At 69.6% G+C, this 23,794-nt stretch carries 26 protein-coding genes and 1 tRNA gene; 9 read left to right on the forward strand and 18 right to left on the reverse strand.

Annotated features, from left to right (window positions below; translation table 11 throughout):
* Nucleotides 1–79 precede the first annotated feature (79 nt).
* Nucleotides 80–586: a gluconokinase gene (locus tag FLL47_RS16480; RefSeq protein WP_246158032.1), complete on the forward strand. Its 507-nt coding sequence runs from the start codon at nucleotides 80–82 to the stop codon at nucleotides 584–586.
* Nucleotides 587–628: 42 nt separating this feature from the next.
* Here the strand turns inward: FLL47_RS16480 and polA are convergent, their stop codons facing one another.
* From polA to FLL47_RS16540, 12 genes are all read right to left on the reverse strand, one after another.
* Nucleotides 629–3,295, reverse strand: coding sequence for a DNA polymerase I (gene polA, locus FLL47_RS16485; RefSeq protein WP_144121387.1), 2,667 nt, complete (start codon nucleotides 3,293–3,295; stop codon nucleotides 629–631).
* 138 nt (nucleotides 3,296–3,433) lie between these two features.
* Entirely contained in the window at nucleotides 3,434–3,826 is a 393-nt protein-coding gene (locus tag FLL47_RS16490) for a PPOX class F420-dependent oxidoreductase (protein WP_144121388.1), read from the reverse strand.
* 147 nt (nucleotides 3,827–3,973) lie between these two features.
* The gene (locus FLL47_RS16495) at nucleotides 3,974–4,774 is read right to left on the reverse strand and encodes an amino acid ABC transporter ATP-binding protein (RefSeq protein WP_281286721.1); all 801 of its coding nucleotides are present in this window, start codon (nucleotides 4,772–4,774) and stop codon (nucleotides 3,974–3,976) included.
* 129 nt (nucleotides 4,775–4,903) lie between these two features.
* Nucleotides 4,904–5,878, reverse strand: a complete 975-nt coding sequence (locus FLL47_RS16500; protein ID WP_144121389.1) for an amino acid ABC transporter permease — start codon at nucleotides 5,876–5,878, stop codon at nucleotides 4,904–4,906.
* Between the two features lie 3 nt (nucleotides 5,879–5,881).
* Nucleotides 5,882–6,766 carry an ABC transporter substrate-binding protein gene (locus FLL47_RS16505; protein ID WP_144121390.1) on the reverse strand — a complete coding sequence of 295 codons (885 nt, stop codon included), beginning with the start codon at nucleotides 6,764–6,766 and terminating at the stop codon, nucleotides 5,882–5,884.
* Nucleotides 6,767–6,939: 173 nt separating this feature from the next.
* Nucleotides 6,940–7,650 carry an ABC transporter ATP-binding protein gene (locus FLL47_RS16510; RefSeq protein WP_144121391.1) on the reverse strand — a complete coding sequence of 237 codons (711 nt, stop codon included), beginning with the start codon at nucleotides 7,648–7,650 and terminating at the stop codon, nucleotides 6,940–6,942.
* A complete protein-coding gene (locus tag FLL47_RS16515; RefSeq protein WP_222106093.1) occupies nucleotides 7,640–8,419 on the reverse strand; it encodes an ABC transporter ATP-binding protein in 780 nt (259 codons plus the stop codon). Before FLL47_RS16515 ends, FLL47_RS16510 begins: the two co-directional genes overlap by 11 nt.
* Nucleotides 8,412–9,617: a branched-chain amino acid ABC transporter permease gene (locus FLL47_RS16520; RefSeq protein WP_144121393.1), complete on the reverse strand. Its 1,206-nt coding sequence runs from the start codon at nucleotides 9,615–9,617 to the stop codon at nucleotides 8,412–8,414. Before FLL47_RS16520 ends, FLL47_RS16515 begins: the two co-directional genes overlap by 8 nt.
* The gene (locus FLL47_RS16525; RefSeq protein WP_144121607.1) at nucleotides 9,614–10,564 is read right to left on the reverse strand and encodes a branched-chain amino acid ABC transporter permease; all 951 of its coding nucleotides are present in this window, start codon (nucleotides 10,562–10,564) and stop codon (nucleotides 9,614–9,616) included. The genes FLL47_RS16520 and FLL47_RS16525 overlap by 4 nt, the downstream gene beginning before the upstream one ends.
* A 103-nt stretch (nucleotides 10,565–10,667) precedes the next feature.
* The gene (locus FLL47_RS16530; RefSeq protein ID WP_144121394.1) at nucleotides 10,668–11,834 is read right to left on the reverse strand and encodes a branched-chain amino acid ABC transporter substrate-binding protein; all 1,167 of its coding nucleotides are present in this window, start codon (nucleotides 11,832–11,834) and stop codon (nucleotides 10,668–10,670) included.
* A gap of 199 nt (nucleotides 11,835–12,033) precedes the next feature.
* Nucleotides 12,034–13,203 carry a hypothetical protein gene (locus FLL47_RS16535; protein ID WP_144121395.1) on the reverse strand — a complete coding sequence of 390 codons (1,170 nt, stop codon included), beginning with the start codon at nucleotides 13,201–13,203 and terminating at the stop codon, nucleotides 12,034–12,036.
* Nucleotides 13,204–13,269: 66 nt separating this feature from the next.
* A complete protein-coding gene (locus FLL47_RS16540; protein WP_120316038.1) occupies nucleotides 13,270–13,881 on the reverse strand; it encodes an ANTAR domain-containing response regulator in 612 nt (203 codons plus the stop codon).
* Nucleotides 13,882–13,955: 74 nt separating this feature from the next.
* Between FLL47_RS16540 and FLL47_RS16545 the strand changes: the two genes are divergently transcribed.
* Nucleotides 13,956–14,039, forward strand: a tRNA-Leu gene (locus FLL47_RS16545).
* A 34-nt stretch (nucleotides 14,040–14,073) separates the two neighbouring features.
* Entirely contained in the window at nucleotides 14,074–14,817 is a 744-nt protein-coding gene (locus FLL47_RS16550) for a transcriptional regulator (RefSeq protein WP_144121396.1), read from the forward strand.
* A gap of 127 nt (nucleotides 14,818–14,944) precedes the next feature.
* Here FLL47_RS16550 and FLL47_RS16555 read toward each other — a convergent pair whose 3' ends face one another.
* The 6 genes from FLL47_RS16555 to FLL47_RS16580 all read right to left on the reverse strand — a co-directional run bounded on the left by FLL47_RS16555 (nucleotide 14,945) and on the right by FLL47_RS16580 (nucleotide 20,444).
* The gene (locus FLL47_RS16555; protein WP_144121397.1) at nucleotides 14,945–15,847 is read right to left on the reverse strand and encodes a sulfite exporter TauE/SafE family protein; all 903 of its coding nucleotides are present in this window, start codon (nucleotides 15,845–15,847) and stop codon (nucleotides 14,945–14,947) included.
* Between the two features lie 114 nt (nucleotides 15,848–15,961).
* Nucleotides 15,962–16,399, reverse strand: a complete 438-nt coding sequence (locus FLL47_RS16560) for an RrF2 family transcriptional regulator (RefSeq protein WP_144121398.1) — start codon at nucleotides 16,397–16,399, stop codon at nucleotides 15,962–15,964.
* Nucleotides 16,400–16,584: 185 nt separating this feature from the next.
* Nucleotides 16,585–17,463: an acyl-CoA thioesterase gene (locus FLL47_RS16565; RefSeq protein WP_144121399.1), complete on the reverse strand. Its 879-nt coding sequence runs from the start codon at nucleotides 17,461–17,463 to the stop codon at nucleotides 16,585–16,587.
* A gap of 53 nt (nucleotides 17,464–17,516) precedes the next feature.
* Nucleotides 17,517–18,974 (reverse strand): pyruvate kinase, encoded by a 1,458-nt coding sequence (pyk, locus tag FLL47_RS16570; RefSeq protein ID WP_144121400.1) that lies wholly within the window; start codon nucleotides 18,972–18,974, stop codon nucleotides 17,517–17,519.
* 130 nt (nucleotides 18,975–19,104) lie between these two features.
* A complete protein-coding gene (locus FLL47_RS16575) occupies nucleotides 19,105–19,995 on the reverse strand; it encodes an LLM class flavin-dependent oxidoreductase (protein ID WP_144121401.1) in 891 nt (296 codons plus the stop codon).
* 26 nt (nucleotides 19,996–20,021) lie between these two features.
* Nucleotides 20,022–20,444 (reverse strand): helix-turn-helix domain-containing protein, encoded by a 423-nt coding sequence (locus FLL47_RS16580; RefSeq protein WP_144121402.1) that lies wholly within the window; start codon nucleotides 20,442–20,444, stop codon nucleotides 20,022–20,024.
* Between the two features lie 469 nt (nucleotides 20,445–20,913).
* Between FLL47_RS16580 and FLL47_RS44080 the strand changes: the two genes are divergently transcribed.
* From FLL47_RS44080 to FLL47_RS16605, 6 genes are all read left to right on the forward strand, one after another.
* Nucleotides 20,914–21,543 carry a sigma-70 family RNA polymerase sigma factor gene (locus tag FLL47_RS44080; protein ID WP_425457702.1) on the forward strand — a complete coding sequence of 210 codons (630 nt, stop codon included), beginning with the start codon at nucleotides 20,914–20,916 and terminating at the stop codon, nucleotides 21,541–21,543.
* Complete coding sequence (locus FLL47_RS16590) at nucleotides 21,540–21,995, forward strand: hypothetical protein (protein ID WP_144121404.1); 456 nt, start codon at nucleotides 21,540–21,542, stop codon at nucleotides 21,993–21,995. Before FLL47_RS44080 ends, FLL47_RS16590 begins: the two co-directional genes overlap by 4 nt.
* Complete coding sequence (locus FLL47_RS16595) at nucleotides 21,995–22,300, forward strand: hypothetical protein (protein ID WP_144121405.1); 306 nt, start codon at nucleotides 21,995–21,997, stop codon at nucleotides 22,298–22,300. The genes FLL47_RS16590 and FLL47_RS16595 overlap by 1 nt, the downstream gene beginning before the upstream one ends.
* Entirely contained in the window at nucleotides 22,293–22,631 is a 339-nt protein-coding gene (locus FLL47_RS44750) for a helix-turn-helix domain-containing protein (RefSeq protein WP_281286722.1), read from the forward strand. The genes FLL47_RS16595 and FLL47_RS44750 overlap by 8 nt, the downstream gene beginning before the upstream one ends.
* 12 nt (nucleotides 22,632–22,643) lie before the next feature.
* Nucleotides 22,644–22,787: a hypothetical protein gene (locus FLL47_RS42975; RefSeq protein WP_186315765.1), complete on the forward strand. Its 144-nt coding sequence runs from the start codon at nucleotides 22,644–22,646 to the stop codon at nucleotides 22,785–22,787.
* 394 nt (nucleotides 22,788–23,181) lie between these two features.
* Nucleotides 23,182–23,721, forward strand: a complete 540-nt coding sequence (locus FLL47_RS16605; RefSeq protein WP_144121406.1) for a hypothetical protein — start codon at nucleotides 23,182–23,184, stop codon at nucleotides 23,719–23,721.
* Nucleotides 23,722–23,794 lie beyond the last annotated feature (73 nt).

A 23,794-nucleotide genomic window follows, 5' to 3' on the forward strand; every position in this document is an offset into this window, starting at 1 on the left:
GGGTCCCGCCGCGCGGCCGGAGCGGCGCTCTCGCCCGTGTCCGCGACCGGCGGCGGCGCGCTGAGCTAAGGTCACGATCGTGAGCGCCTCGACCGTACTCGTCATGGGAGTCTCCGGCAGCGGCAAGAGCACCATCGGCACGCAGCTGGCCAAACGCCTCGGCGCGATCTTCGCCGACGGCGACGACCTGCACCCGCAGGCCAACGTCATGAAGATGTCGGCAGGCATCCCGCTGACCGACGAGGACCGCGAACCCTGGCTGCGGCTGTGCGCCCAGTGGCTGGCCGAGCAGCAGGACGAGGGCGTGCCCGCCGTGCTGGCCTGCTCCGCGCTCAAACGCTCCTATCGCGACCTGCTGCGCGAGGCCGCGCCCGGCCTGGCCGTGGTGTACCTGGACGGCTCCCGCGAGCTGCTGGCCTCACGCCTGTCGAACCGCCCCGGGCACTTCTTCAACCCGCGCCTGCTCGACTCCCAGCTCGCCGACCTGGAGAAGCCCGGCGGCGACGAGTCCGCGATCGTCATCCCGATCACGCTGACCCCGTCCGAGATCATCGATCAGGCCGCGGCCGCGCTGGCCCGAGCCTGACGCCCTCGGGCGGGGCCGGTCGGTCCGGCCCCGCCCGAGCGGTCAGTGGTCGGCTTCGTTCCAGTCGTGGCCGGCGCCGACGGAGACCTCCAGCGGCACGGACAGGTCGACCGCGCCGCCCATCTCGCGGCGGACCAGCGCCTCCAGCGTCTCCCGCTCCCCCGCGGCGACCTCGAACACGAGCTCGTCGTGGACCTGCAGCAGCATCCGCGAGGTCAGGCCCTCGGCGCGCAGGGCGTTGTCGACCCGGAGCATGGCCAGCTTGATGACGTCGGCGGCCGAGCCCTGGATCGGGGCGTTGAGCGCCATGCGCTCGGCCATCTCGCGCCGCTGCCGGTTGTCGCTGACCAGGTCGGGCAGGAAACGGCGGCGGCCCAGGATGGTGGCCGTGTAACCGTCCTTGCGTGCCTGGTCGACGACCGCGTGCAGGTAGTCGCGCACGCCGCCGAAGCGGGCGAAGTAGTCCTCCATCAGCCCGGTCGCCTCGGCGGTGGAGATGCCCAGCTGCTGCGACAGACCGTACGCGGACAGGCCGTACGCCAGGCCGTACGACATGGCCTTGATCCTGCGCCGCTGCTCGGCGGTCACCTGGTCGGTGGCGAAGACCTTCGACGCGACCGTGGTGTGCAGGTCCTCGCCGGTGGCGAACGCCTCGATCAGGCCCGCGTCCTGCGACAGGTGCGCCATGATGCGCATCTCGATTTGGCTGTAGTCGGCCGTCAGCAGCGACTCGAAGCCCGGCCCGACCACGAAGGCGCGGCGGATGCGCCGGCCCTCCTCGGTGCGGATCGGCACGTTCTGCAGGTTCGGGTCGGTGCTGGACAGCCGGCCGGTCGCCGCCACGGTCTGGAAGAACGTGGTGTGGATGCGCCCGTCGTCGCTGACCGACTTGAGCAGGCCGTCCACCGTGGACTTCAGCTTGGCCACGTCGCGGTGGCGCAGCAGGTGCTCCAGCACCGGGTGCCCGGTCTGCGCGAACAGCCACTGCAGCGCGTCGGCGTCGGTGGTGTACCCCGTCTTGATCTTCTTGGTCTTGGGCAGGTTCAGCTCACCGAACAGGATCTCCTGCAGCTGCTTGGGCGAACCGAGGTTGAACTCGCGGCCCACGTCGCCGTACGCGGCCTGCGCCGCGGCCTTCACCTCACCCGCGAACTGGGCCTCCAGCTCGGTCAGGTAGTCGGTGTCGGCGGCGATGCCGACCCGCTCCATCGCGGCCAGCACCGGCACCAGCGGCAGCTCCACGTCGGCCAGCAGGCGCTCGCCGTCGCCGCGGTCCAGTTCCCCGCCCAGCGCGCCGACCAGGTCGAGCGTCGCGCGGGCGCGCAGCATCAGCGCCTCCTCGGCGGCGTGGTCGGCGGTGCCGTCACCGAAGTCCAGCGCGAGCTGGCCGGTGTCGTTGGCCTCCGCCCGCAGCTCCCGGTGCAGGTAGCGCACGGCCAGGTCGGCCAGGTCGTAGGAGCGCTGGTCGGGGCGGGCCAGGTAGGCCGCGAGCGCGGTGTCGTGGGTCAGTCCGTTCAGCTCCCAGCCGCGGGCCTGCAGGGCCAGCAGCGCGGGCTTGGCGTCGTGCAGCACCTTGGGCCGCGCCGGGTCGGCCAGCCAGGCCGCGAGCGCCGCGTCGTCGACGGCGTCCAGCTCCGTCGGGTCGACCCACACGGCGTTGTGGTCGGCGGCCAGCGCCAGCCCGCTCAGCGTGCCCGTGCCTCGGCCGAACGTGCCGGCCACGGCGATGCCGACCGGGCCGCTCGCCTGCTCGCTCAGCCACGACGCCAGCGCGCCGGGCTCGGTGAGCACCGTGCCGTCGATGTCGAAGCCGGCCTCGGCCTCCGGCTCGGCGGTGTCGAGGTACTGGTACAGCCGGTCACGCAGCACGCGGAACTGCAGCGTGTCGAAGACCTGGTGCACCGCCTCGCGGTCCCAGGTCGTCCAGTGCGTGGACGGAATGTCCAGCGGCAGGTCGAGGTCGTCGCGCAGCAGGTTGATCTGCTGGTTGCGCATCACCCCCGCCAGGTGCTCGCGCAGACTCTCCCCCGCCTTGCCCTTGATCTCGTCGACCCGGGCGATGACGCCTTCCAGTCCGTCGTACTGGTTGATCCACTTGGCGGCGGTCTTCGGTCCCACGCCCGGCACGCCGGGCAGGTTGTCGCTCGACTCGCCGACCAGCGCGGCCAGGTCGCGGTAGCGCTCCGGGCCGACGCCGTACTTCTCCAGCACCGCGGCCGGGTCCATGCGCGCCAGGTCGGACACGCCCTTGCGCGGGTACAGCACCGTGACGTCGGAGTTGACCAGCTGGTAAGCATCCCGGTCGCCGGTGCAGATCAGCACCCGCATGCCGGCCTCGCGGCCCTGCCGGGCGAGCGTGGCGATGATGTCGTCAGCCTCGTAGCCGGCCAGCTGCACGTGCTTGACCTGCAGCGCGTCCAGCACCTCCTGGACCAGGCTGACCTGGCCCTTGAAGTCCGTCGGCGTCTCCGAGCGGCCGGCCTTGTACTCGGCGTACTGCTCGGTGCGGAAGGACTGGCGCGACACGTCGAAGGCGACGGCGATGTGGGTGGGCTTCTCGTCGCGCAACACGTTGATCAGCATCGAGGTGAAGCCGTACACGGCGTTGGTGGGCTGCCCCGTCGACGTCGAGAAGTTCTCCACCGGCAGCGCGAAGAACGCCCGGTAAGCCAGCGAATGCCCATCAAGCAGCAACAGCGTCTCAGTCACCCGAAGAGCTTATGCCCTCCCCCCGACGCCCCTCTCCAGCGCCGCCACGCCCACCGCCGCCCACCAGGTTGATCATGAACTTATGGCACGGCTCGACGGCGTGCCGTGGCCACAACTTCATGATCATCACCGAAGTGGTCAGGCCTTCGGGGCGGCCGGCTCGGTGATGCGCACGCCGACGGTGCCGTGCACGCCGCGGCGGATGCGGCTGCCCCAGAGGGTGAGGCGGCCGAGGATGCCGTACTTCCCGGCCAGCAGGTGCCGCACCGCGGCGGTCTCCTCCGCGCCGAGCAGCTTGGCGCGGGCCGGGATGGTCGGGCCAGTGACCTTGCCGCGCAGGTCGCAGTCGCTGATGGTGACCTTGCTGCTGCGGCGCAGCCGCTTCACCTTGCCGCTGTCCGCGACAGTCCACACGTAGATGTCGGCGCCGTCGCGCACCGCCCAGACCGGCGTCGGCACCGCCCGACCGTCCTTGCGGAACGTGGTGACCAGCAGGTAGTTCCCGAACTCGAGATCCGCGACGGTAGGCATGCGCCCACCCTAATTGCCGCTCCCCCGCCAGTCGATCAGCAGCCCGCACACCTGCCGCGCCCCACCGAGTCGATCATGAAGTTGTGGACACGACACGCCGTCGAGCCGTGCCACAAGTTCATGATCGACACACGAAAGCGGGGTGGGTCAGAGGACTTTGCTGAGGAAGTCGCGGGTGCGGGGGTGTTGGGGGTTGGCCAGGACGTCGCGGGGGGTGCCGGATTCGACGACGACGCCGTCGTCCATGAAGATGAGCTGGTCGCCTACCTCGCGGGCGAAGCCGATCTCGTGGGTCACCACGACCATGGTCATGCCGGAGCGGGCCAGGTCCTTCATCGCGTCGAGGACGTCGCCGACCAGCTCGGGGTCCAGCGCGCTGGTCGGCTCGTCGAACAGCATCAGCTTGGGATCCATGGCCAGGGCGCGGGCGATGGCCACGCGCTGCTGCTGACCGCCGGACAGCTGCGACGGGTAGTTGCGCGCCTTCTCGGCCAGGCCGACCCGGTCGAGCAGCTCGATGCCGCGCCGCCGGGCCTCCGCCTTGCTCTGGCCCTTGACCTGGGTCGGCGCCTCCATCACGTTCTCCAGCGCGCACATGTGCGGGAACAGGTTGAACCGCTGGAACACCATGCCGATCTCGCGGCGCTGCGCGGCGACCGCCTTGTCGTGCAGTTCGTAGAGCTTGTCGCCCTTCTGCTGGTAGCCGACGAGCTTGCCGTCCACCCAGATCCGCCCGGCGTCGATCTTCTCCAGGTGGTTGATGCAGCGCAGGAACGTCGACTTGCCCGACCCGGACGGGCCCAGCACCACGCACACGTTGCCGCGCGGCACCGTGACGTCGATGCCGCGCAGCACCTTGACGTGGCCGAACGCCTTGTGCACGTTCTCGGCCCGGACCATGGGCCCGGCCGCGTCCTCCGGCGCGCGGTGCCGTGCCTGGTCGCTCATGCCGCCACCCCGCTGCGCCAGGCTCCGTCGTGAGAGCCGTTTCCCGTAAAGCGCTTGCTGCGCTCGCTCATGCCACCACCCCGCTGCCCCCGGCTCCGCCATGGGAGCAAGGTCCGACGATGCCCTTGCTCATGGCACCTCCGGGTTCGCGCCGTGCTCGGCGGCGAGGCCTTCGAGCTTCATCTTCGCCTGGGCGGCGCGCCCGTAGCCGCGGGAGAAACGCTTCTCCAGGAAGTACTGGCCGACCAGCAGGATGCTGACCAGGAACAGGTACCACAGGATCGCCGCGATCAGCATCGGGAACACCTGGAAGGTGCGGTTGCCGATGGCGGACAGCTGGAAGAACAGCTCGCGGGTGACCGGCACCGCGATGAGCAGCGAGGTGTCCTTGAGCATCGCGATGGTCTCGTTGCCGGTAGGCGGGATGATCACGCGCATGGCCTGTGGCAGCACCACGCGCCGCAGCGCCTGGCCGCGGCTCATGCCCAGCGCGGTGGCGGCCTCGTCCTGGCCCGGGTCGACCGACAGCATGCCGGCCCGCACGATCTCGGCCATGTAGGCCGCCTCGGACAGCGCCAGACCCAGCACACCGACCCAGAAACCGACGAGCAGGTCGCGGGTCTCGATGCCGAACAGCCGCCAGTGCGCCTGCACGCCGAACAGCTCGCCGAGGTAGGTGTCGAACGGGACGCCGATCTCCAGGCGCGGCCACAGGATGCCCAGGTTGCCCATGACGATCAGCAGGACGTACCGGGGCACGGCCCGGAAGAACCAGGTGTAGGCCCACGAGGTGCCGCGCAGGATCGGGTTGTTGGACAGCCGCGCGATCGCGACCACGACGCCCAGCACCACGCCGATGATCATCGCCAGGATCGTGATCGAGACGGTGCCGAACAGGCCCCAGAGCACCGGTGGCCTGAACATGTTCTGCAACATGAACTTCCACTGGAAGGCGCTGTTCGTGAGCAGCAGGTGCGCGAACATCGCCGCCAGCACCGCGATCACGGCGATCGCGACCCACCGCCCCGGGTGCCGGACCGGGATGGCCTTGATCGGTTCGGCGTCCCGCGGCACCGGGGTGGCCGACGTATCCGGGATGGTCATGGCCTACGGGTTGATCTGCGCGCTGGGCACGGCGCCCGCCTGCACGCCCCAGTTGGAGAGGATCTGCTCGTAGCTGCCATTTTTGATCATCTCGTCGACCGCGGCCTGCAGCGCCTTGGCCATCTCGACCTGGTCCTTGGCGACCACGTAGCCGTAGGGAGCCGAGTCGTAGATGCCGCCGAGCAGCTCCAGCTGGCCGTTGGACTGCTTGACCGCGTACGCCGCGACGGGCGAGTCGGCGAGCATGGCGTCGTCCTTGCCGGACACCACGGAGCTGGCAACCTGGTCCTGGCCCGCGTAGGGCTGGATGGTCACGGCCGGCTTGCCCGCGGCGACGCACGCCTCCGAGCGCTTGGTGATGTCCTCGAACTGCACCGTGTCCTTCTGCACCGCGATGCGCTTGCCGCACGGGTCGTCCGGGTTGACCCCGGCCGGGTTGCCCGTCTTGGCCGCCCACTGCGTGCCGGCGCTGTAGTAGGTCACCATCTGCGCCTGCTTCTTGCGCTCGTCGTTGACGGTGAACGAGGAGACGCCGACCTCGTACTTGCCGGAGCCCACACCAGGAATGATGTCGCCGAAGGTGGCCGGCTGGAATTCGGCGGTCAGCCCGAGGGTCTGCGCGACGGCCTTGAACAGGTCGACGTCGAAGCCGACCACGGTGGAGCCGTCCGGGGCGAGGAACTCGTTCGGGGCATAGGTCGCGTCGACGCCCACCAGGATCTTGCCGTCGGACTTGATGGCGTCGGGAACCATCGCCGCCAGGGTGGGGTTGACCGACACGCTGGGCGCGGCGCTCGGGGACGCGGCAGGCTCGCCGCCGCCGCAACCGCCCGCGGTCAGCGCGAGCGCGAACGCCCCGACCGGAATCAGTCTCTTGAGCACATCCATCCCCTTTGCGTACCGTGTGATGATTCACGGTAACGCAAGGTGAGCCGCGTCCTGGTCTTAACCCAGGCATATCGCCACAACCCGGGAGGCCGGACCCGCACGAAAGCGGGCGGCCCGCCGCCCACGCCCCACAGGGACGCGTGCGACGGGCCGCTCCGTCAGCCGTTCAGCGATCAGGCCACGCCGAGGTAGGCCGCCTTCACCGCAGGGTCGTGCAGCAGCTCCGCGCCGGTGCCCTCCTTGACGATGTTGCCGGTCTCCAGCACGTACGCCCGGTGCGCCCGGGACAGGGCCTGCTGGGCGTTCTGCTCCACCAGCAGCACCGTGGTGCCCTGCTGGTTGATCTCCGTGATGATCGTGAAGATCTGCTGGATGATCATCGGAGCGAGACCCATCGACGGCTCGTCGAGCAGCAGCAGCTTCGGCCGCGCCATCAGCGCCCGGCCCACCGCGAGCATCTGCTGCTCACCGCCGGACAGCGTGCCGCCGGCCTGCTTGCGCCGCTCGAGCAGGCGCGGGAACAGGCCGAACACCCGCTCCATGTCCTGCGCGATCGCCGCGGAGTCGCGCCGGATGTACGCGCCCATCTCCAGGTTCTCCTGCACCGTCATGCCCGGGAACACGCCCCGGCCCTCCGGCGCCTGGCAGATGCCGCGGGCCACCCGCAGGTCCGCCCGGACCTTGCTGATGTCCTCGCCGTTGAAGCGGATCGCGCCCCGCGAGACCGCCCGCAGACCGGAGATGGCCCGCATGATGGTCGACTTGCCGGCGCCGTTGGCGCCGATCAGCGCGACGATCTCACCCTCGTTGACGTGCAGGCTGATGCCGTGCAGAGCCTGGATCCGCCCGTAGTGCAGCGTGATGTCTTCGATCTCAAGCAGCATCGGGAACCCCCAGGTACGCAGCGACCACCTTCGGGTTGTCCCGTACTTCCTCGGGAGTGCCCTCGGCGATCTTCTTGCCGAACTCGAGCACGACGATCCGGTCCGTCACACCCATGACCAGCCGCATGTCGTGCTCGATGAGCAGCACGGTCACGCCCGAGTCGCGGATCTTCTTGATCAGCTCGAGCAGCGCCACCTTCTCGGCCGGGTTGAAGCCGGCAGCCGGCTCGTCCAGGCAGAGCAGGGCGGGGTTGGTCGCCAGCGCGCGAGCGATCTCCAGTCGGCGCTGGTCGCCGTAGGACAGGTTGCGGGCCTGGTCGTCGCTGCGACCGGTGATGCCCACGAAGTCCAGCAGCTCCAGCCCTCGCGCCCGGCTCTGACGCTCCTCGCGCCAGTGCTTCGGCAGCCGCAGCAGCGCCGTCGGCACGCTGGTGGTGTTGTGCGCGTCCGCGCCGACCAGCACGTTCTCCAGCGCCGTCATCTCCGGGAAGAGACGGATGTTCTGGAACGTACGGGCCATGCCCATCTTCGTGATCTTGTTGCGCTTCTTGCCGCTGACCTGCTCGCCCTTGAACCGGATCTGGCCCTCGGTCGGCAGGTACACGCCCGTCATCGCGTTGAAGCAGGTGGTCTTGCCGGCCCCGTTCGGACCGATCAGACCGAGGATCTCGCCCTCGTAGAGGGTGAAGTTCACCTGGTTCAGGGCGACCACGCCGCCGAAACGCAGCGTGACGTTGTCGACCTCCAGCAGAGGTTTGCGCTCACTCAACGGGGGCCACCTCCTTCTGCCTGTCCTTGAGCTCCGCCGCACGGCGACGGTTGGGCCACAGGCCCTGGGGGCGGTAGATCATCACGACGATGAGCAGGGCTCCGAAGATGACGAACCGCAGCGACGTCGGGCTGACGTCGATGTGCACCCCGAAAACCTCGACCGAGTCCGGCCAGCCGAACACGTCACCGACCGAGCGCAGCCACTCCGGCACGTAGATGACCAGGAAGCCGCCCAGGATCGCGCCGCCGATGCTGCCGGCGCCGCCCAGCACGACCGCCGCCAGCACCAGGATCGAGTTCTCCAGGCTGAACGTCGCCGAGTTGACGAAGTTCGCCTGACCGGCCCACAGCGAACCGGACAGGCCGCCGATCGCCGCGCCGATCGCGAACGCCCACAGCTTGAACTTGAACGTGGACACACCCATCAGCTCGGCCGCGTCCTCGTCCTCGCGGATGGCGACCCACGCCCGGCCGACCCGGCTGTTGGCCAGGTTACGGATCAGGAAGATGACCAGGATGATCACGGTCAGCACGAGCCAGTAGTAAGGCGACCAGTCGATGATCCCGAAGATCGGCGATCCGTCGGACCAGGTGCCCGGGGGGTGCGCCACGCTCGGGATACCCCGGTCGCCGTTGAGGATCCAGTCCTGGTTCTTGGCCACGATGCGGATGATCTCGGCGAAGCCCAGCGTCACGATCGCCAGGTAGTCACCACGTAGCCGCAGCGTCGGCCAGCCCAGCAGCACACCCGACAGCATCGCCAGCGCGACCGCGATCGGCACCGTCACCAGCCACGGCCACGGGCTTTCCAGCCAGTTGTACTCAGTGATCAGCTTGCTGTCCGGCGAGGTCAGCAGCGCCACCGTGTAGGCGCCCACCGCGAAGAAGCCGAAGAAGCCGAGGTCCAGCAGACCCGCGTAACCCAGCACGACGTTCAGGCCCAGCGCGAGCAGGATGTAATACCCGCACTGGAACAGCACGTTCGCCATGTCGGAGCGGGTCGTGTACAGGGGCAGGTAGCCATCGCCCGCCGGGATCGGCAAGCCCAGGTTCTCATAGAACCCCTTGACCGGCAGCACGTACAGCAGCACCACGAAAGCGATCAGTGCGGCGATCCGGGCCGACTTGGGCAGTGCCCGGAACCGGTTCCCGAGGTGCAGCCCTCGACGCTGCTTCTTGATCGTGTCGGTCGTCATGCGCGGGCCCTCCCCAGCGATTCTCCCAGCAGACCGGTGGGGCGGAACATCAACAGGACCAGCAGAACCACGAAGGCGATGACGTTGGTCCAGTTGGACCCGAACAGCGCCGCGCCGTACGCCTCGACGAGGCCCAGCAGCAGGCCGCCGACCAGCGCGCCGCGCAGGTTGCCGATGCCGCCGAGGACCGCGGCCGAGAACGCCTTGATACCGATCAGGAAGCCCACGTTGAACCGGGTGTTGCCCTGCTTCAGGTTGAAGAAGACACCGGCGACGCCGGCCAGCAGACCGCCGAGGAGGAACACGAGCGCGATCACGCGGCCCTTGTTCACACCCATCAGAGCGGCGGTGTCGGCGTCCTGGGCCACCGCCCGGATGCCCCGGCCGAAGCGGGTCTTGGCGACGAACCAGTCCAGTGCGAACATGACGCCGAGCGCAACCACGAAGGTCGTCAGCTGCAGCGGCGTGATTGTCCAGCCACCGGCGGAGAACAGCGGCTCGTTCGGCAGGATGCTCGGAATGCCCTTCTGGCGGCGCTCGGTCACCGCGCCCATCGCCTCAGCGAGCACGAACGAGGCGCCGATGGCGCTGATCAGGAAGGCCAGCGGTGGCGCGTTGCGTTTGCGCAGCGGCCGGTAGGCCACAGTCTCGAGCACAACCGCGACGCCGCCGGAGAACAGGGCGGCGACCACGAGGGCCACCAGAATCAGCAGCAGCGCCATGCCCAGGTCGGGCCGGCCGGAGTTGCTGTCGTAGCCCATGATCCCCCAGGTCCACAGCGCGGCGAAGCTGCCGAACATGAAGACCTCGGAGTGGGCAAAGTTGATCAGGCGCAGAACGCCGTAGACCAGGGTGTAACCCAGAGCGACCAACGCGTAGATCGACCCTTGGGCCAATCCGGTGGTGGTCAGATCCGGGAAACCCTGGATCAGGTCATCGAAATTCACGGGGGCTCCCGAAGGGTTCTCTTTCAAAAACGGGTGCGGCCGGAAGGGGGTACCTCCGGCCGCACCCGGATCAACTGCGAATCAACTGCCGATCAGGAGATGATCAGCTCTTCGGGATCTGCGTGGGGTTGGCCCACGCGCCGTCCTTGGCAGTGAACGCCCAGACCGCGACCTGCGCCGGGTCCAGCTCGCCGTTGGCCTCCCACTTGTAGGTCACGCCGGTGGCGGAACCGACACCGTTGTAGGTGCCCAGGAACGCCTGCATGTCGGCGCGCGTGGTCTTCCCGGCCTTGAAGCCCTCCAGGAACACCTTGGTCAGGTCGTACGCCACGTCGGCGTACACGCCCGGGTCGGTGCCGAACTTGGCCTTGAAGTCGGCCACGAAGTTGCCCTTGGCCGCGGTCGCCGGGCCACAGGGGCACGTCACGATCGCGCCCTCGACGTCAGCCTTGCCGGTCACGCTCAGCATGTTGGCGTCGTACAGGCCGTCGCCACCGATGAAGGTGCCCTTGAAGCCGCCGGCACGCAGCTGCTTCAGGAACGGGGCCGCCTCCGGGGTGTAACCGCCGTAGAACACCGCGTCCGCGCCGCTGCTCTTGACCGCGGTCACGACCGGGCCGAACTCCTGCTGCTTCTCGGTGACCTTGTCCTGGCCGATGACGACCGGGCCGAGGATCTTCTTGACCTCGTCACGCAGGCCGGTGCCGTACGCGGACTGGTCGTCGACGATGAAGACCTTGGTGGCCTTCGCAACGTCCTTCAGGTAGCGGCCGATGGCCGGGCCCTGCGACAGGTCGTTGCCGACGCCACGGTGGAAGATCTTCCAGTTCTTGGAGCTCAGGCTCGGGCGGGTGGCCGACTGAGTGATGGTCGGCATCCCGGCCTGGTCGAAGATCGGGTTGGCGACCTCGGACTCACCCGAGAACGCCGGGCCGACGATGCCGATGATCTTGGCGTCGGCAACCGCGCTGGTCGCCAGAGCGGCGGCCTTGTCCGGCGAGCCCTGCGAGTCGAAGGGCACCAGGGAGACGTCGGCACCGGGGTTGGCCGCGTTGTACTCCGCGATCGCCAGCTCGGCGCCGTTCTTGCCCGGCGTCACGAGACCGGCGTTGTCACCGGTGAGGGCGCCGAAGAAACCGATCTTCAGACCCGAAACCGTGGTGCCACCACCGGTGCTCGGGGCCTCATCCTTCTTGCATGCGGCGGCGCCACCGGCGACGAGCGCCAGAATGGCGACGCCTCCGAGCACTCGCGCGAGTCGTTGCCTCAAGGCTTGAACCCTCCTCCATCCGAGATCCGGACCGCCGCCGCGACTGTGCGGGCAGCAAGACCGGAACAGATCGTGAACCACGATCTGGCCAGGGACGTTATACGACTCACACCCGGATCGGTAAGACCTCGCCTAAGGGTTGACCCAACCGTTACGTGAGCAGCACCATTCGGGCGTACCCCCCGGTGACCTGCGAGTATCATCTGTGCTTCGGCGGCAAGTCCATGATCCACGCGTGTGCCCCGGAACCGGCGTCGCCGAGCGCCAGAACCCGCGAGCCCGACCCGGCGACACCTGCGGCGGTCACCCCGGCCACCGGCAGCGGGGCCGGCGAAGCCACCGCCACCCAGCCCTGATCGGGTGACATGAGCCACAACCGGTACATCTCGCCATCTGAGACAGCGGCCAGCAGACCCGCGTCCGTGACCGCCACACCGGCCACCCACGCCACCGGCCCCGGCCGCGTCGATCCGAAGGCCCCGGCGTCCGCCCACCGCCCGTCCGCCAGCCGCCACGCCCCGAACCGGTCCCCCCGCAGCCCCACCGCGTACGGCGTCCCGGCCACCACGGCCACCCGGTCGAACTCCTCGTAGTCCGGCGACTCCGGCGCGGGCAGTCGGGTCCAGCGCTCGCCGTCCGGCGAGGTCCAGGCCAGCGCGTCGCGGTCGATGCGGTCCGCGCGGGTCAGCGCGCCCACCATCAACCAGCCGTCGGCCACCGGCGCCACGTCGTACGCGGTGGTCCGCCCCCGGGCGTCGCCCGCCAGCTCCGGCAGGCCCTCCCGGATGGCGAACCCGGTCGCGTCCGGCGACAACCACACCGCCGCCCCCGCCAGCCGGTTCCCGGCGATCGCCCAGCCCCGGGGGCCGCCCGCGAGCCGGACCGTGTTCACCGCATCCGGGCCGCCGTAGAGCTGGAACCCGGCGATCACCTCGTGCAGCGGGCCGTCCGGGCCGCCATACCACTGGGTCACCCGCGGATTGCCGTGCGCGCCCCCGCTGCGCGCCCCCAGCATCGCGATCCGGTCGCCCCGGCAGCCAACGGCGTAGATCACGGCCCGCTTGCCGTAATAGGTGGTGCCCAGGAACTCCAGCGAGCGCCAGGTCAGCCCGTCCGGGCTGGTCCACGCCACCGGCCGGGTCATCCCGGCCGGATCGGCGAGCGCCCCGGTCAGATACCACCGGCCGTCGCAGACCGTCGCCTCGCGCAGCACGAGGCGACCCGCCGGACCGGGCGGCCCGGGTAGCGTCAGCTCACGCCACGACGGGCGCAGCTCGGGTTCGGGCGTCGGGAGCGGCGCGGCGGAGGTACATCCGCCGACCAGAGCGACCAGGAGCATCAGCGCGACCGTGCCACGACCGGACAGCATCGCCCGATCGTAGGCGCGCCGCCGCGATCGCGTTGACCCCGACGGCGGCGTGCGCCCTTGAGCTGCCTACTCCGCGGACTCCGCGGCCGCGGCCTCGACGATGATCCGCTCGGCCACCTCGCGCATCGTCAGGCGGTGGTCCATCGCGGTGCGCTGGATCCACTTGAACGCCTGCGGCTCGTTCATGCCGTACTGCGTCATCAGCGCGCCCTTGGCCCGCTCGACGGCCTTGCGGGTCTCCAGCCGGTCGTTCAGCCCGGCGACCTCGGCCTCCAGCGCCGCGACCTCGGCGAACCGGGACAGCGCGATCTCGATCGCCGGCACCAGGTCACTCTGCTGGAACGGCTTGACCAGGTATGCCATCGCGCCCGCGGCACGGGCCCGCTCGACCAGGTCCCGCTGGCTGAACGCGGTCAGGATGATCACCGGGGCGATGCGCGCGCCGGCGATCCGCTCCGCGGCGGCCAGACCATCCATGATCGGCATCTTGATGTCCAGGATGCACAGGTCGGGGTGCAGCTCCTCGGCCAGCTTCACCGCGGTCTCGCCGTCACCGGCCTCGCCGACCACGTCGTAGCCTTCCTCGCCGAGCATCTCGGCCAGGTCCAGCCTGATCAGCGCCTCGTCCTCCGCGATCAGCACGCGCTTGCGCACGACACCAGCCTGCTTCTCGGTCACTGGAACCACAACCCCCACACCACGAATGCCGTTTGCCTACCCGGCAGCCTAGTCGGGTACAGTGACGCAAGCTCGCCGGGATGGCGCAACTGGCTGACGCGATCGTCTCAAAAGCGATTGCCCGAAAGGGCATGCGGGTTCGAATCCCGTTCCCGGCACAACTGTCGTACAGCAGTTCGATAATCGACTACTGTGCACCCCCTTGCCATCCGCCGGCAGGCCCGGCTCGAGCACCGCAACGGATCATCGATCGGCTCCGTCGCAGCCCGCCTCGGCCTCCCCTATCAGACGGTGCGCACATGGTGTCGCAACGAAGGCGCACCGGACAGCCGCTTCACCGAGGCCCGGTGTTTTCGATGCCGTGAGACCACGTCGGCCGACCGCGAGCCGTATGCCTACCTCCTGGGCATCTACCTCGGCGACGGCCATCTGGTGACCTCCGCGAAGGTGCCGGTGCTGCGGATCTCCTGCACAGCCGCGTACACCGACCTACTGGACCAGGCAGAGAAGGCGATGCTCGCCACACTGGCCAATCGGGTTCAGCGCATCCGACAAAAGGGATCTGTGAACCTGCAGAGCTACTCGAAGCACTGGCCCTGCCTCTTTCCGCAAGCTGGGGCCGGCAAGAAACACGAGCGGAGGATCGAACTCGAGTCCTGGCAGCAAGCGATCGTCCTCGATCATCCCGGCGCGTTTCTTCGAGGGCTGTTCCACTCGGACGGCTGCCGGGCCATCAACCGGATCACCAAGAACGGCAAGACCTACGAGTATCCCCGCTACCTCTTCGCCAACGAGTCCGCCGACATCCTGGCCGTGTGCGGCTGGGCGCTGGATCTGCTCGGCGTGGCCTGGCGGTTGAACCGCCGCAACTCGCTGTCCGTGGCCCGCCGCGACGCTGTCGCCTTGCTCGACGAGCACGTCGGCCCGAAGTCCTGACCGCACCTGATCCGGCCGGGCGCTGCCCCTGTCGCACGTGGCGGGCGGCGCTCCGCGTACACCATCCTAGGATTCCAGCCCGTAACCGAACCGCCGGAGCGGACGGTTGCGGGCTGGAATGCGCTGGTCAGGCGGCGGGCACGAGCTCCGGCTCGGTGGTGACGGCGGGCTGTGCGGTGCGGGCACGGCGCCATGCGCTCACCGAGAAGCCGATGGCGAGCACCCAGAGCGCCACCACGAGCGGGTAGGCATAGGGGCCGAGCTGGGCTTCGACCTTGAAAACCCGAAGCAGGCTGCGCGTATTGACGAGCATGATGAGCCCGCCCACGAACGCGCCGAGCAGCTGCGCGGGCACGTGGCGGACCAGCCAGGCGGCGATCGGCGCGGCGATGACGCCGCCGACGAGCAGCGCGGCGACGGTCGGCAGCACGAAGCCTTCGGAGCCGAGTCCGAGCAGGAAGCCGATGCTGGCGGCGCCGGCGACGAGGAATTCGGACGTGCCGACGGAGCCGATGACCCTGCGCGGCTCCATGCTGCCGGAGGCGAGCAGGGTAGGCGTGGCGACAGGGCCCCACCCTCCCCCGCCGGTGGCGTCGATGAAGCCGGCGAACAGGCCGAGCGGGGCGAGGAAACGGCGGGGCAGCGCGCGGGGCCGGGTGGGCCGCAGCGGGCGGGCGAAGCGGAACAGCAGGTACGCGCCGAGCGCGAGCAGGATGCCGGCGGTCCACGGGATGGCGGACTCGGTGGAGATGCTGCTCAGGACGGTGGCTCCGGCGAAGGCGCCGACGGCGCCGGGCAGCGCGATGTTGCGTACCACGCGCCAGTCGACGTTGCCGAAGCGCCAGTGGGAGATGCCCGAGGCGAGGGTGGTGCCGACTTCGGCGAGGTGCACGGAGGCGGAGGCGGCGGCCGGGGAGATGCCGGCGATGAGCAGCAGGGTGCTGGAGGTGACGCCGTATGCCATGCCCAGGGAGCCGTCGACGAGCTGGGCGACGAGTCCCACCAATGCCATGACCAGCAGTTTTCGCACGGCCGTCGCCTCCTACCGATCCCAGCTTCTTGGTATTTCCGATCAGTTTAATAGGAAAGGTAGGGAAGGCAAGACGGGTTGTTGAAATTTGGCGAAGCGGCTGTCAGGAATCCGTCAGGAGGCAGTGAGTGGCAGGCGGGCGGCGACCGACTCGGGGAGCGCTCCGGCGACGACGTGCGCGATGGTGACCTGGGTCAGAATTGCCCGCTCCGACTCCTCCACCGCGGTCCACACCTGCTGCAGCGACTGCGCCGCGCCCAGCGGGGCGTCGGCCTGTGCGGCCCGTGGCGAGCCGAGCGGACCGTCGATGACCTCGATGACCTCGACCAGGGAGATCTGTTCGGCCGGCCGGGCCAGCCAGTAGCCGCCCTCCGGCCCGCGCTGGGCGAACACGATGCCGCCTCGGCGCAGCTGCAGCAGGATGCTCTCGCAGAACTTCGGCGGGATCTCCTGCGCACGGGCGATGCGCTCGGAGGTGACCGGGCCGTCGCCCCCGGAGGCGAGTTCGATCACGGCGCGCAACGCGTAGTCGACGCGGGCGGACAGTCGCATGACCCATTATCGCCCGCACAGATCACTCCCCCACCCGAACAGACCCACCCCGTGACCCACCCCACCCATGATCAGGATGATCTTGCGCGAACTGTTGGCCTTTTGCCCTTTTTGGGCGTGTCGCACCCACAGTTCACGCAAGATCGTCGCGGGGCGGGGCGGGGCGGGGCGGGGCGGGGCGGGGGTCAGGCGCCGACGGGGCGGAGGAGGCCTTCTTGGGAGGCGGTGGCTATGTGGCGGCCGTCGCGGGTGAACATGCGGCCGGTGGCCAGGCCGCGGCTGCCGGAGGCGGAGGGGCTGGAGCAGTCGTAGAGGAACCACTCGTCGGCGCGGAACGGGCGGTGGAACCAGAGCGCGTGGTCGAGGCTGGCGCCGATGACGCCGCCGGGGCCCCAGACCTCGCCGTGCACCGACAGGACCGCGTCGAGCAGGGTCAGGTCGGACAGGTAGGTGAGGGCGCAGGCGTGCAGCAGGGGGTCGTCGGGCAGCTTGCCGTCCAGGCGCATCCACACCCGCTGCAGGTCGTTGGCGACCCGCTTGCCGGGGCGTACCCAACCGGGCTCGTTGACGTAACGCACGTCCATGGGGCGCGGCAGGATCTTCCAGATGCCCAGCCGCTCCGGGTACGGCGTGAGCCGGTCGGTCATCGTCGGCAGCTCGTCGGGGCCGGGCACGTCCACCGGGGCCGGGTCGTGGTGGTCCAGGCCTTCCTCGCGCACCTGGAACGAGGCCGACATCAGGAAGATCGGCTTGCCCCGCTGCATGGCCACCGAGCGGCGTACCGAGAACGAACGCCCGTCGCGGATCTTCTCCACGTGGTAGTCGATCGGCTCGGCCATGTTGCCGGCGCGCACGAAGTAGCCGTGCAGCGAGTGCACGGTCCGCGAGGGGTCGACGGTGCGACCGCCGGCCACCAGGGCCTGCGCGGCGACCTGGCCGCCGTAGACGCGCGGCGGCCCGATCGGCGGGTTCTGGCCCCGGAAGACGAGATCGTCGACCGGGGCCAGGTCCAGCAGCTCGACCAGGCTGTCCACAGCGGCCTGACCGGTGATGGGCTCGCTCATGTCATTTCCGTTCGCGCGGGCGGAACGCGGTGCGCGCTCCGGTCGCGCTCACCCTAGCTCTGGGCCGCCGGGGCGGCCTGGGCCAGGGTCTGCGGCATGGCCAGCGAGCCGAGCTGGTGCACGCGCAGGGTGTTGGTGGAGCCGGGGGTGCCGGGCGGGCTGCCCGCGACGACCACCACGTAGTCGCCGACGCTGGCCCGGCCGAGGCTGAGCAGTCGCTCGTCGACCTGGCGGAACATGTCGTCGGTGTGGTGCACGAACGGCATCAGGAAGGTCTCCACGCCCCAGGCGAGCGCGAGCTGGTCGCGGACCGCGGGCTCGGGGGTGAAGGCCAGCAGGGGCAGGTCGCAGTGCAGCCGGGCGAGCCGGTGCACGGTGTCACCGGTGACGGTGAACGCGACCAGGGCCTTCGCGCCGACGGCGCGGGCGATCTGGGAGGCGGCCACGGTGAGCGCGCCGCCGCGGGTCCGCGGGTCGTGCTGCAGCCGCGGCACGGAGATCTGCCCGGCCTCGGTCGTCGTGATGATCTTCGCCATGGTGCTCACGGTCAGCACCGGGTACTTGCCGACGCTGGTCTCGCCCGAGAGCATCACCGCGTCCGCGCCGTCGAGCACGGCGTTGGCGACGTCGGAGGCCTCGGCGCGGGTGGGCCGCGAGTTCTCGATCATGGAGTCGAGCATCTGCGTGGCCACGATGACCGGCTTGGCGTACTCGCGACCGAGCTGGACGGCGCGCTTCTGCACCAGCGGGACCTGGTCGAGGGGGAGCTCGACGCCGAGGTCGCCGCGGGCGACCATGAGGCCGTCGAAGGCGTCCACGATGGCCTCGAGGTTGTCGACCGCCTCGGGCTTCTCGATCTTCGCGATGACGGGGCGGACGATGCCCACCTCGTGCATGATCGCGTGGACCAGCTTGATGTCCTCGGGGGAACGCACGAACGACAGCGCGATGAGGTCGACCCCGAGCGCGAGCGCGAAGCGCAGGTCCTCAGCGTCCTTGTCGGACATGGCGGGCACCGACACGGCCACGTTCGGCAGCGAGACGCCCTTGTTGTTGGAGACCGGCCCGCCCTCGATGACGAGGCAGCGGATGTCCGGTCCGTTGACGCCGGTCACCTCGACGGCGACCTTGCCGTCGTCGATGAGCAGGCGGTCGCCGGCCTTGACCTCGGCCGGCAGCTTCCGATAGGTGCAGGAGACCCGGTCGGCCGTGCCAAGGATGTCGTCGCTGGTGATGACAACACTGTCACCGGTACGCCACTCGTGGGGGCCGTCCGCGAACTTGCCAAGTCTGATCTTCGGACCCTGTAGGTCGGCCAGCGTCGCGACAGCCTTGCCGGTGGCGGCCGACACCTCACGGACCCGCAGGTAGGCCTGCTCGTGGTCGGCGTGGGAGCCGTGGCTGAAGTTCATGCGGGCGACGTCCATCCCGGCCTCGACGAGCCCGCGGAGGCGCTCGGGGGACCAGGTGGCTGGGCCGAGAGTACAGACGATCTTTGCGCGGCGTGTCACGACGGGCAAGCCTAGTCCTCTGATGTGACCTAGGTTGCAACGGGGCGTCACCGTCTCGACAAATCCCCGATACACGGGGGAGACTGACCGATCGTTCAGTGGGCGGAAACGGGACGTTCGACGCGTTGTCTCAGATGCCGAACGCCGCCGCCACCGCGGCCGGCAGTTTCTCGTAAACGCCCTGGCCAGGGTCGAAACAGGTGTCCGGAACGGGCCGGTGCACGACGATCTCGTCGATGCCGAGCGCGGCGTAGCGGCCCGCGAAGTCGACGAACGCCTGCACGGACGCCAGCGGCTGCTCCCGGGTGAACCCGGTCAGCAGGATATGCGACAGTTCCGCAGCATCACGGTTTTCCGCCGCGCAGGCTCGCGCGAGCCCGTCGAGCTGGCCGGCGATGATGCCCGGCAGCAGCTCGGGGTCCGTCTCGTCGCCCTTTCGCGCCGGGCCGGTGGTGATCCAGGCCTGCCCGTGCCGGGCCGCCAGCGCCAGCCCGCGCGGGCCGGTGGCGGCCACGGCGAGCGGCACCCGGGGCCGCTGGACGCAGCCGGGCAGCATCCGGGCCTCGTACGCCGAGTAGTGCTTGCCGTGGTGGGTGGTGTCGCCGTCGGTGAGCAGCCGGTCGAGCAGCGGCACGAACTCCTCGAAACGCTCGGTGCGCTCGGCGGTGGGCCACGGTGCCTGGCCCAGCACGGAGGCGTCGAACCCGATCCCGCCCGCGCCGATGCCGATGGTGATCCGCCCGTCCGACACGTCGTCGAGGGTCATCACGTCCTTGGCCAGGGTGACCGGGTGCCGGAAGTTCGGCGAGACGACCATGGTGCCCAGCCGTAGCCGTGTGGTGACCCCGGCCGCGGCGGTGAGCGTGGGCACCGCGCCGAACCAGGGGCCGTCGCGGAACGTGCGCCAGGAGAGGTGGTCGTACGTGTAGGCGGCATGGAAACCGAGGTCCTCGGCCTCCCGCCAGATGTGGCGGCCCTCGCGCCAGGGGTACACAGGCAGGATCAACGCGGAGACTCGCATTGCTCCGAGGCTAGCAGCGGGGCCGGTCACGCAGCCGCTCGGCGCGGGCGGTTGAGCATCGCGGTGATCTCGGTGCGCCGGGCGTGGCGCTGGGCCTCCCGCAGGCCGTTGACGTACTCGACGAGGTCGGCCTTGGCTTGCGGATCGAGGTCTGACTGCAGGATCGGCGTCATCTCCTCGTCGGTGTCGCGGTGTGCCACGTTGGCCGCCGCCGTCAGGGCGTTGACCACGTCGTCGCCGAGCGCTTCAGCGACGCGGCGCACCGAGCCGACGGTCACCGACTCGCCGCCGTCCCGGATCCAGTCGAAGATCGTCTGCCGGGCGATGCCCGAGTCGCGCGCCAGCTTCGCCACCGACCAGCCGGGCCGGCGTGTCATGCGGCGCAGATACCGGCCCCACTCGGTGTCGGGCTGCGCTCTGTCGCCCGCTGCCGCTGATACGTCGCCCATACCTAACAGGTTACCGGGGACGTCCGATGCGTTTCCATCACCCACACGTCGTTAACAAGCGACGCACCTTCGGGTTATGGCCTCGGGGTCGGAAGCGTGATGGGCCGGTTGACGGTCACCCGTTCGGGGGTAATCGTCGTTTCCATACGTCGTTACTTGCGACGTGTATGGGCGACGGTTATCGTGACGTCCAGCGCCAGACCGACAGATCCAGATGACGGTGCGTCGCCCGCAAACAACGTGGTCCGCGCCCGGACCGCGTCATCGTCTCGGGGTCGGCCGGCAGGCGCCGCAGCGGTACTCCGCTGCTCCCCCCTCGCGGTGTGGCCGCCCAAGGCACTGGGCGGCCACACCCCGGGCCCGCCGGATCGTGAACCCCGGTCCGGCGGGCCCTCGAATCGAGGAATCCCCCCGCCAGAAGAGGAGCCACCTACGTGCTCATGACACGCAAGGGCCGGGTGTCGCGCGGATGAGCCCGACCGCAGTCACGCCGGACGCCCGCACCACCTACGCCGGGTCGGTGCCCGAGGAGCAGTCGTACGTATGGAACCTGGTCGAACGAGCGCAGCAGGGCGACACCGAGGCGTTCGGGAAGATCTACGCGCAGTACGCCCCCGCGGTCTTCCGATTCATCTACTTCCGGGTCCGGCACAGCCCCACCGCCGAGGACCTGACGTCCGACACCTTCCTGCGCGCCCTCAAGCGCATCGGCAGCGTGCGCTGGCAGGGCCGCGACTTCGCGGCCTGGCTGATCACCATCGCGCGCCACATCGTGGCCGACTACTACAAGTCGGGCCGCTACCGCTTCGAGATCAGCGGCGAGGTCCTCGACTTCGACCAGGAGGAGTTCAGCCTCGACGGCGCTCCGGACCGGGTCGCCATGGACCACGTGAACAACCTCGCGCTGCTCGCCGCGGTCAAGAAGCTCAATCCGTCGCAGCAGCGCTGCATCGCGCTGCGTTTCCTGGTGGGACTGTCCACCGCGGAGACGGCGCAGTCCATGGGCAAGAGCGAGGGCGCGGTCAAGGCACTGCAGTGCCGCGCCGTACGGATGCTCGGCCGCCTGCTGCCCGACGGATTCGAGGAGGGCAGGTCATGACCCTGTCCACCACCTTCCTCTCCCTCTACACGGCGGCGGTGGCCGCGGTGAGCTTCTCCGCGACGCTGTTCCTGATGCGGGACCGGTTGTCGCTGGTCGAGGAGGCGAAGCTGATCCTGGACCGGGTCGACGAGGCCGACGAGCAGTGGTGGGGCGCCGACGACGGCCCGCAGACCGCGCGTCGGCGCACGGTGGTGGCCTTCTGGCGGCGCGCACTGGACCGGCGCCGGCCGGATGGATCCCGGTGGCGACCCACCGGACCGGCCGGCGACCCCGCGCACCTGCCGACCGCGGTCGGGCAGGCCTCGCCGGTGCGCCGGCCGGAGGCCGACCCGGAGGTCACCGCGTACATCGACGCGGTGCCGCCGTACCCGGCCGTGGACTACCACGGCAGGCACACCGCGACCGGGGCCTACCCGCAGGTCCCGTCGACCCGGCAGGCGTACCTGTGATGAAACGGGCGTGGCGGCGGTGGCTGGCCCGGTTGTGCGACCGGGAGGCCATGCGGGCCGGGGTGGAGGTCAGCGCGCTGCGCTCGGCGCTGGTGGCCGAGAGCACGCTCGCCCGGCGGGCCGAGGAACTGGCCCGCCGGGCCTGCCGGGAACGCGACCGCTACCGCGGCGAGGCGGCGGCGCTGCACGCCGAGCTGGCCGCGGTGCGCGACCTCATCGCCGGCGACTCGTCCGGGTGGCCATTCTGGACGGCCGACCAGCGGGGACTGCCCACCCCGGACCCGAGGGAGCACGCCGGTGTCTGAGTCCCCCACGCCCGTTCCCCGGCTGCCCGCGCACGTGCGCGAGGTGGCGGTCCGCGCCTGCGACGGCGACGAGCTGACCCCGCGGCTGGTGACGGCGCTGGCCGCCGTCTACGCCGCGGGGCTGCGCGACGGGGCCGGCGTACGCGTCGGCCGCCGCGACATGATGACCCCGGCCGAGGTGCTGGCACTGCTGCCGGTGGACCGCAAGACCGTCAAGCGCTGGGCCGACCGCGGCCTGCTGCGCGTCACCCGCACCGCCGGCGGGCACCGCCGGTATCTGCGCGAGGACGTCGCCGCTCTGCTGGTCAAGCACGGCTGGGTGCCACGCTGAAGGAGTGGGTCGATGGCGTCGGAGCTCTACCGCCGCAGGCACGGCAGCACCAGGCTGCTGGCGATGCTGCTGCTGTTCGCCGAGGGTGTGATCTTCGGGCTGGGGGTGTTCGTCTCCTTCGGAGTGTTCACCACCATGCTCGCCCTGGTTCATTGATCAGCACAGAGTGATCGAGTACTACTCTGTGTAGCCTGTCTTTGAAGGCAACTGCCCGATTCGATGTAACACCTCGTTAATGTGCATCGATGTCCGCTCACGCAGTCACTCACGGTGACGCGCGAATCATCCGTTCATACGTTGCGATATCGGCATTTTTAGACGTACCGTGCACGTGCGAATTGCAACATGCGTCTTCTTTGAATCGGTGATGTCCTCAGCGCCCGGAGTCAGTACGTCCGGATGATGGCGTGCTGACCTGCAGTCCACAATTCGGCGTCGTAAGTGAATTCGCTCTGTGTTACTAGCGCATCGGCGTCACTGGAGGCACGCTGAGTGTTCGTTCATTCGGCGTATGCGCCCGGACGCCCAGCGGTCCCGGAAGGGAAGACAGGTGATTGTCAAAGTCAAGAGCGGGGCGTTCTGGCTCTCCATTATCGGCCTCGCCCTGGTTTTGGTACTGGCGGCATATCTCGTCGTCTGGCCGATCCAGGGGGTCAGTGGAGAGACGAGCGTGCTGGCCAGGGTGATAGCCGCGACGGCGATCGGCGTGGTGCTCATGCTCGCCGGTGCGGTGGCGCTGTCCAACGAGCACCTCGTCAACCGCCTGCACGAGGCGGAGACCCGGCAGCTGGCCCGCGACCACCAGCGCGGCGAGCACATGCGCATCGTGATCACCGCGCTGAGCGACATCGTCCAGCAGCTCGCCCAGTACAGCAAGACGCTGGAGGAGGCGGCCGGACGGGCCGTGGGGGTGGAGACTCCGCAGCTGCACGTGCGCGAGGACCTCGGCAAGCTCAGCGCGATGGTGGAGCTGCTGCGCGAGGACCAGGAGGAGCTGTTCGAAGTGGTGACCCGCATGCAGGCCGACAACGTCACCGTCCTGCCGGTCCGCCGCGGCGACCCGAAAAGCCGCGGACCCGCCAGCCGCTGAGGCCGGCCGTCCTGAAGCGACAAGAAGGGCACCTTCTGCAGCGCATGGCGCTGTGAAGGTGCCCTTCCTTTCG

The organism is Catellatospora sichuanensis (assembly GCF_007483665.1).
In the GTDB taxonomy this organism is placed as follows: domain Bacteria; phylum Actinomycetota; class Actinomycetes; order Mycobacteriales; family Micromonosporaceae; genus Catellatospora; species Catellatospora sichuanensis.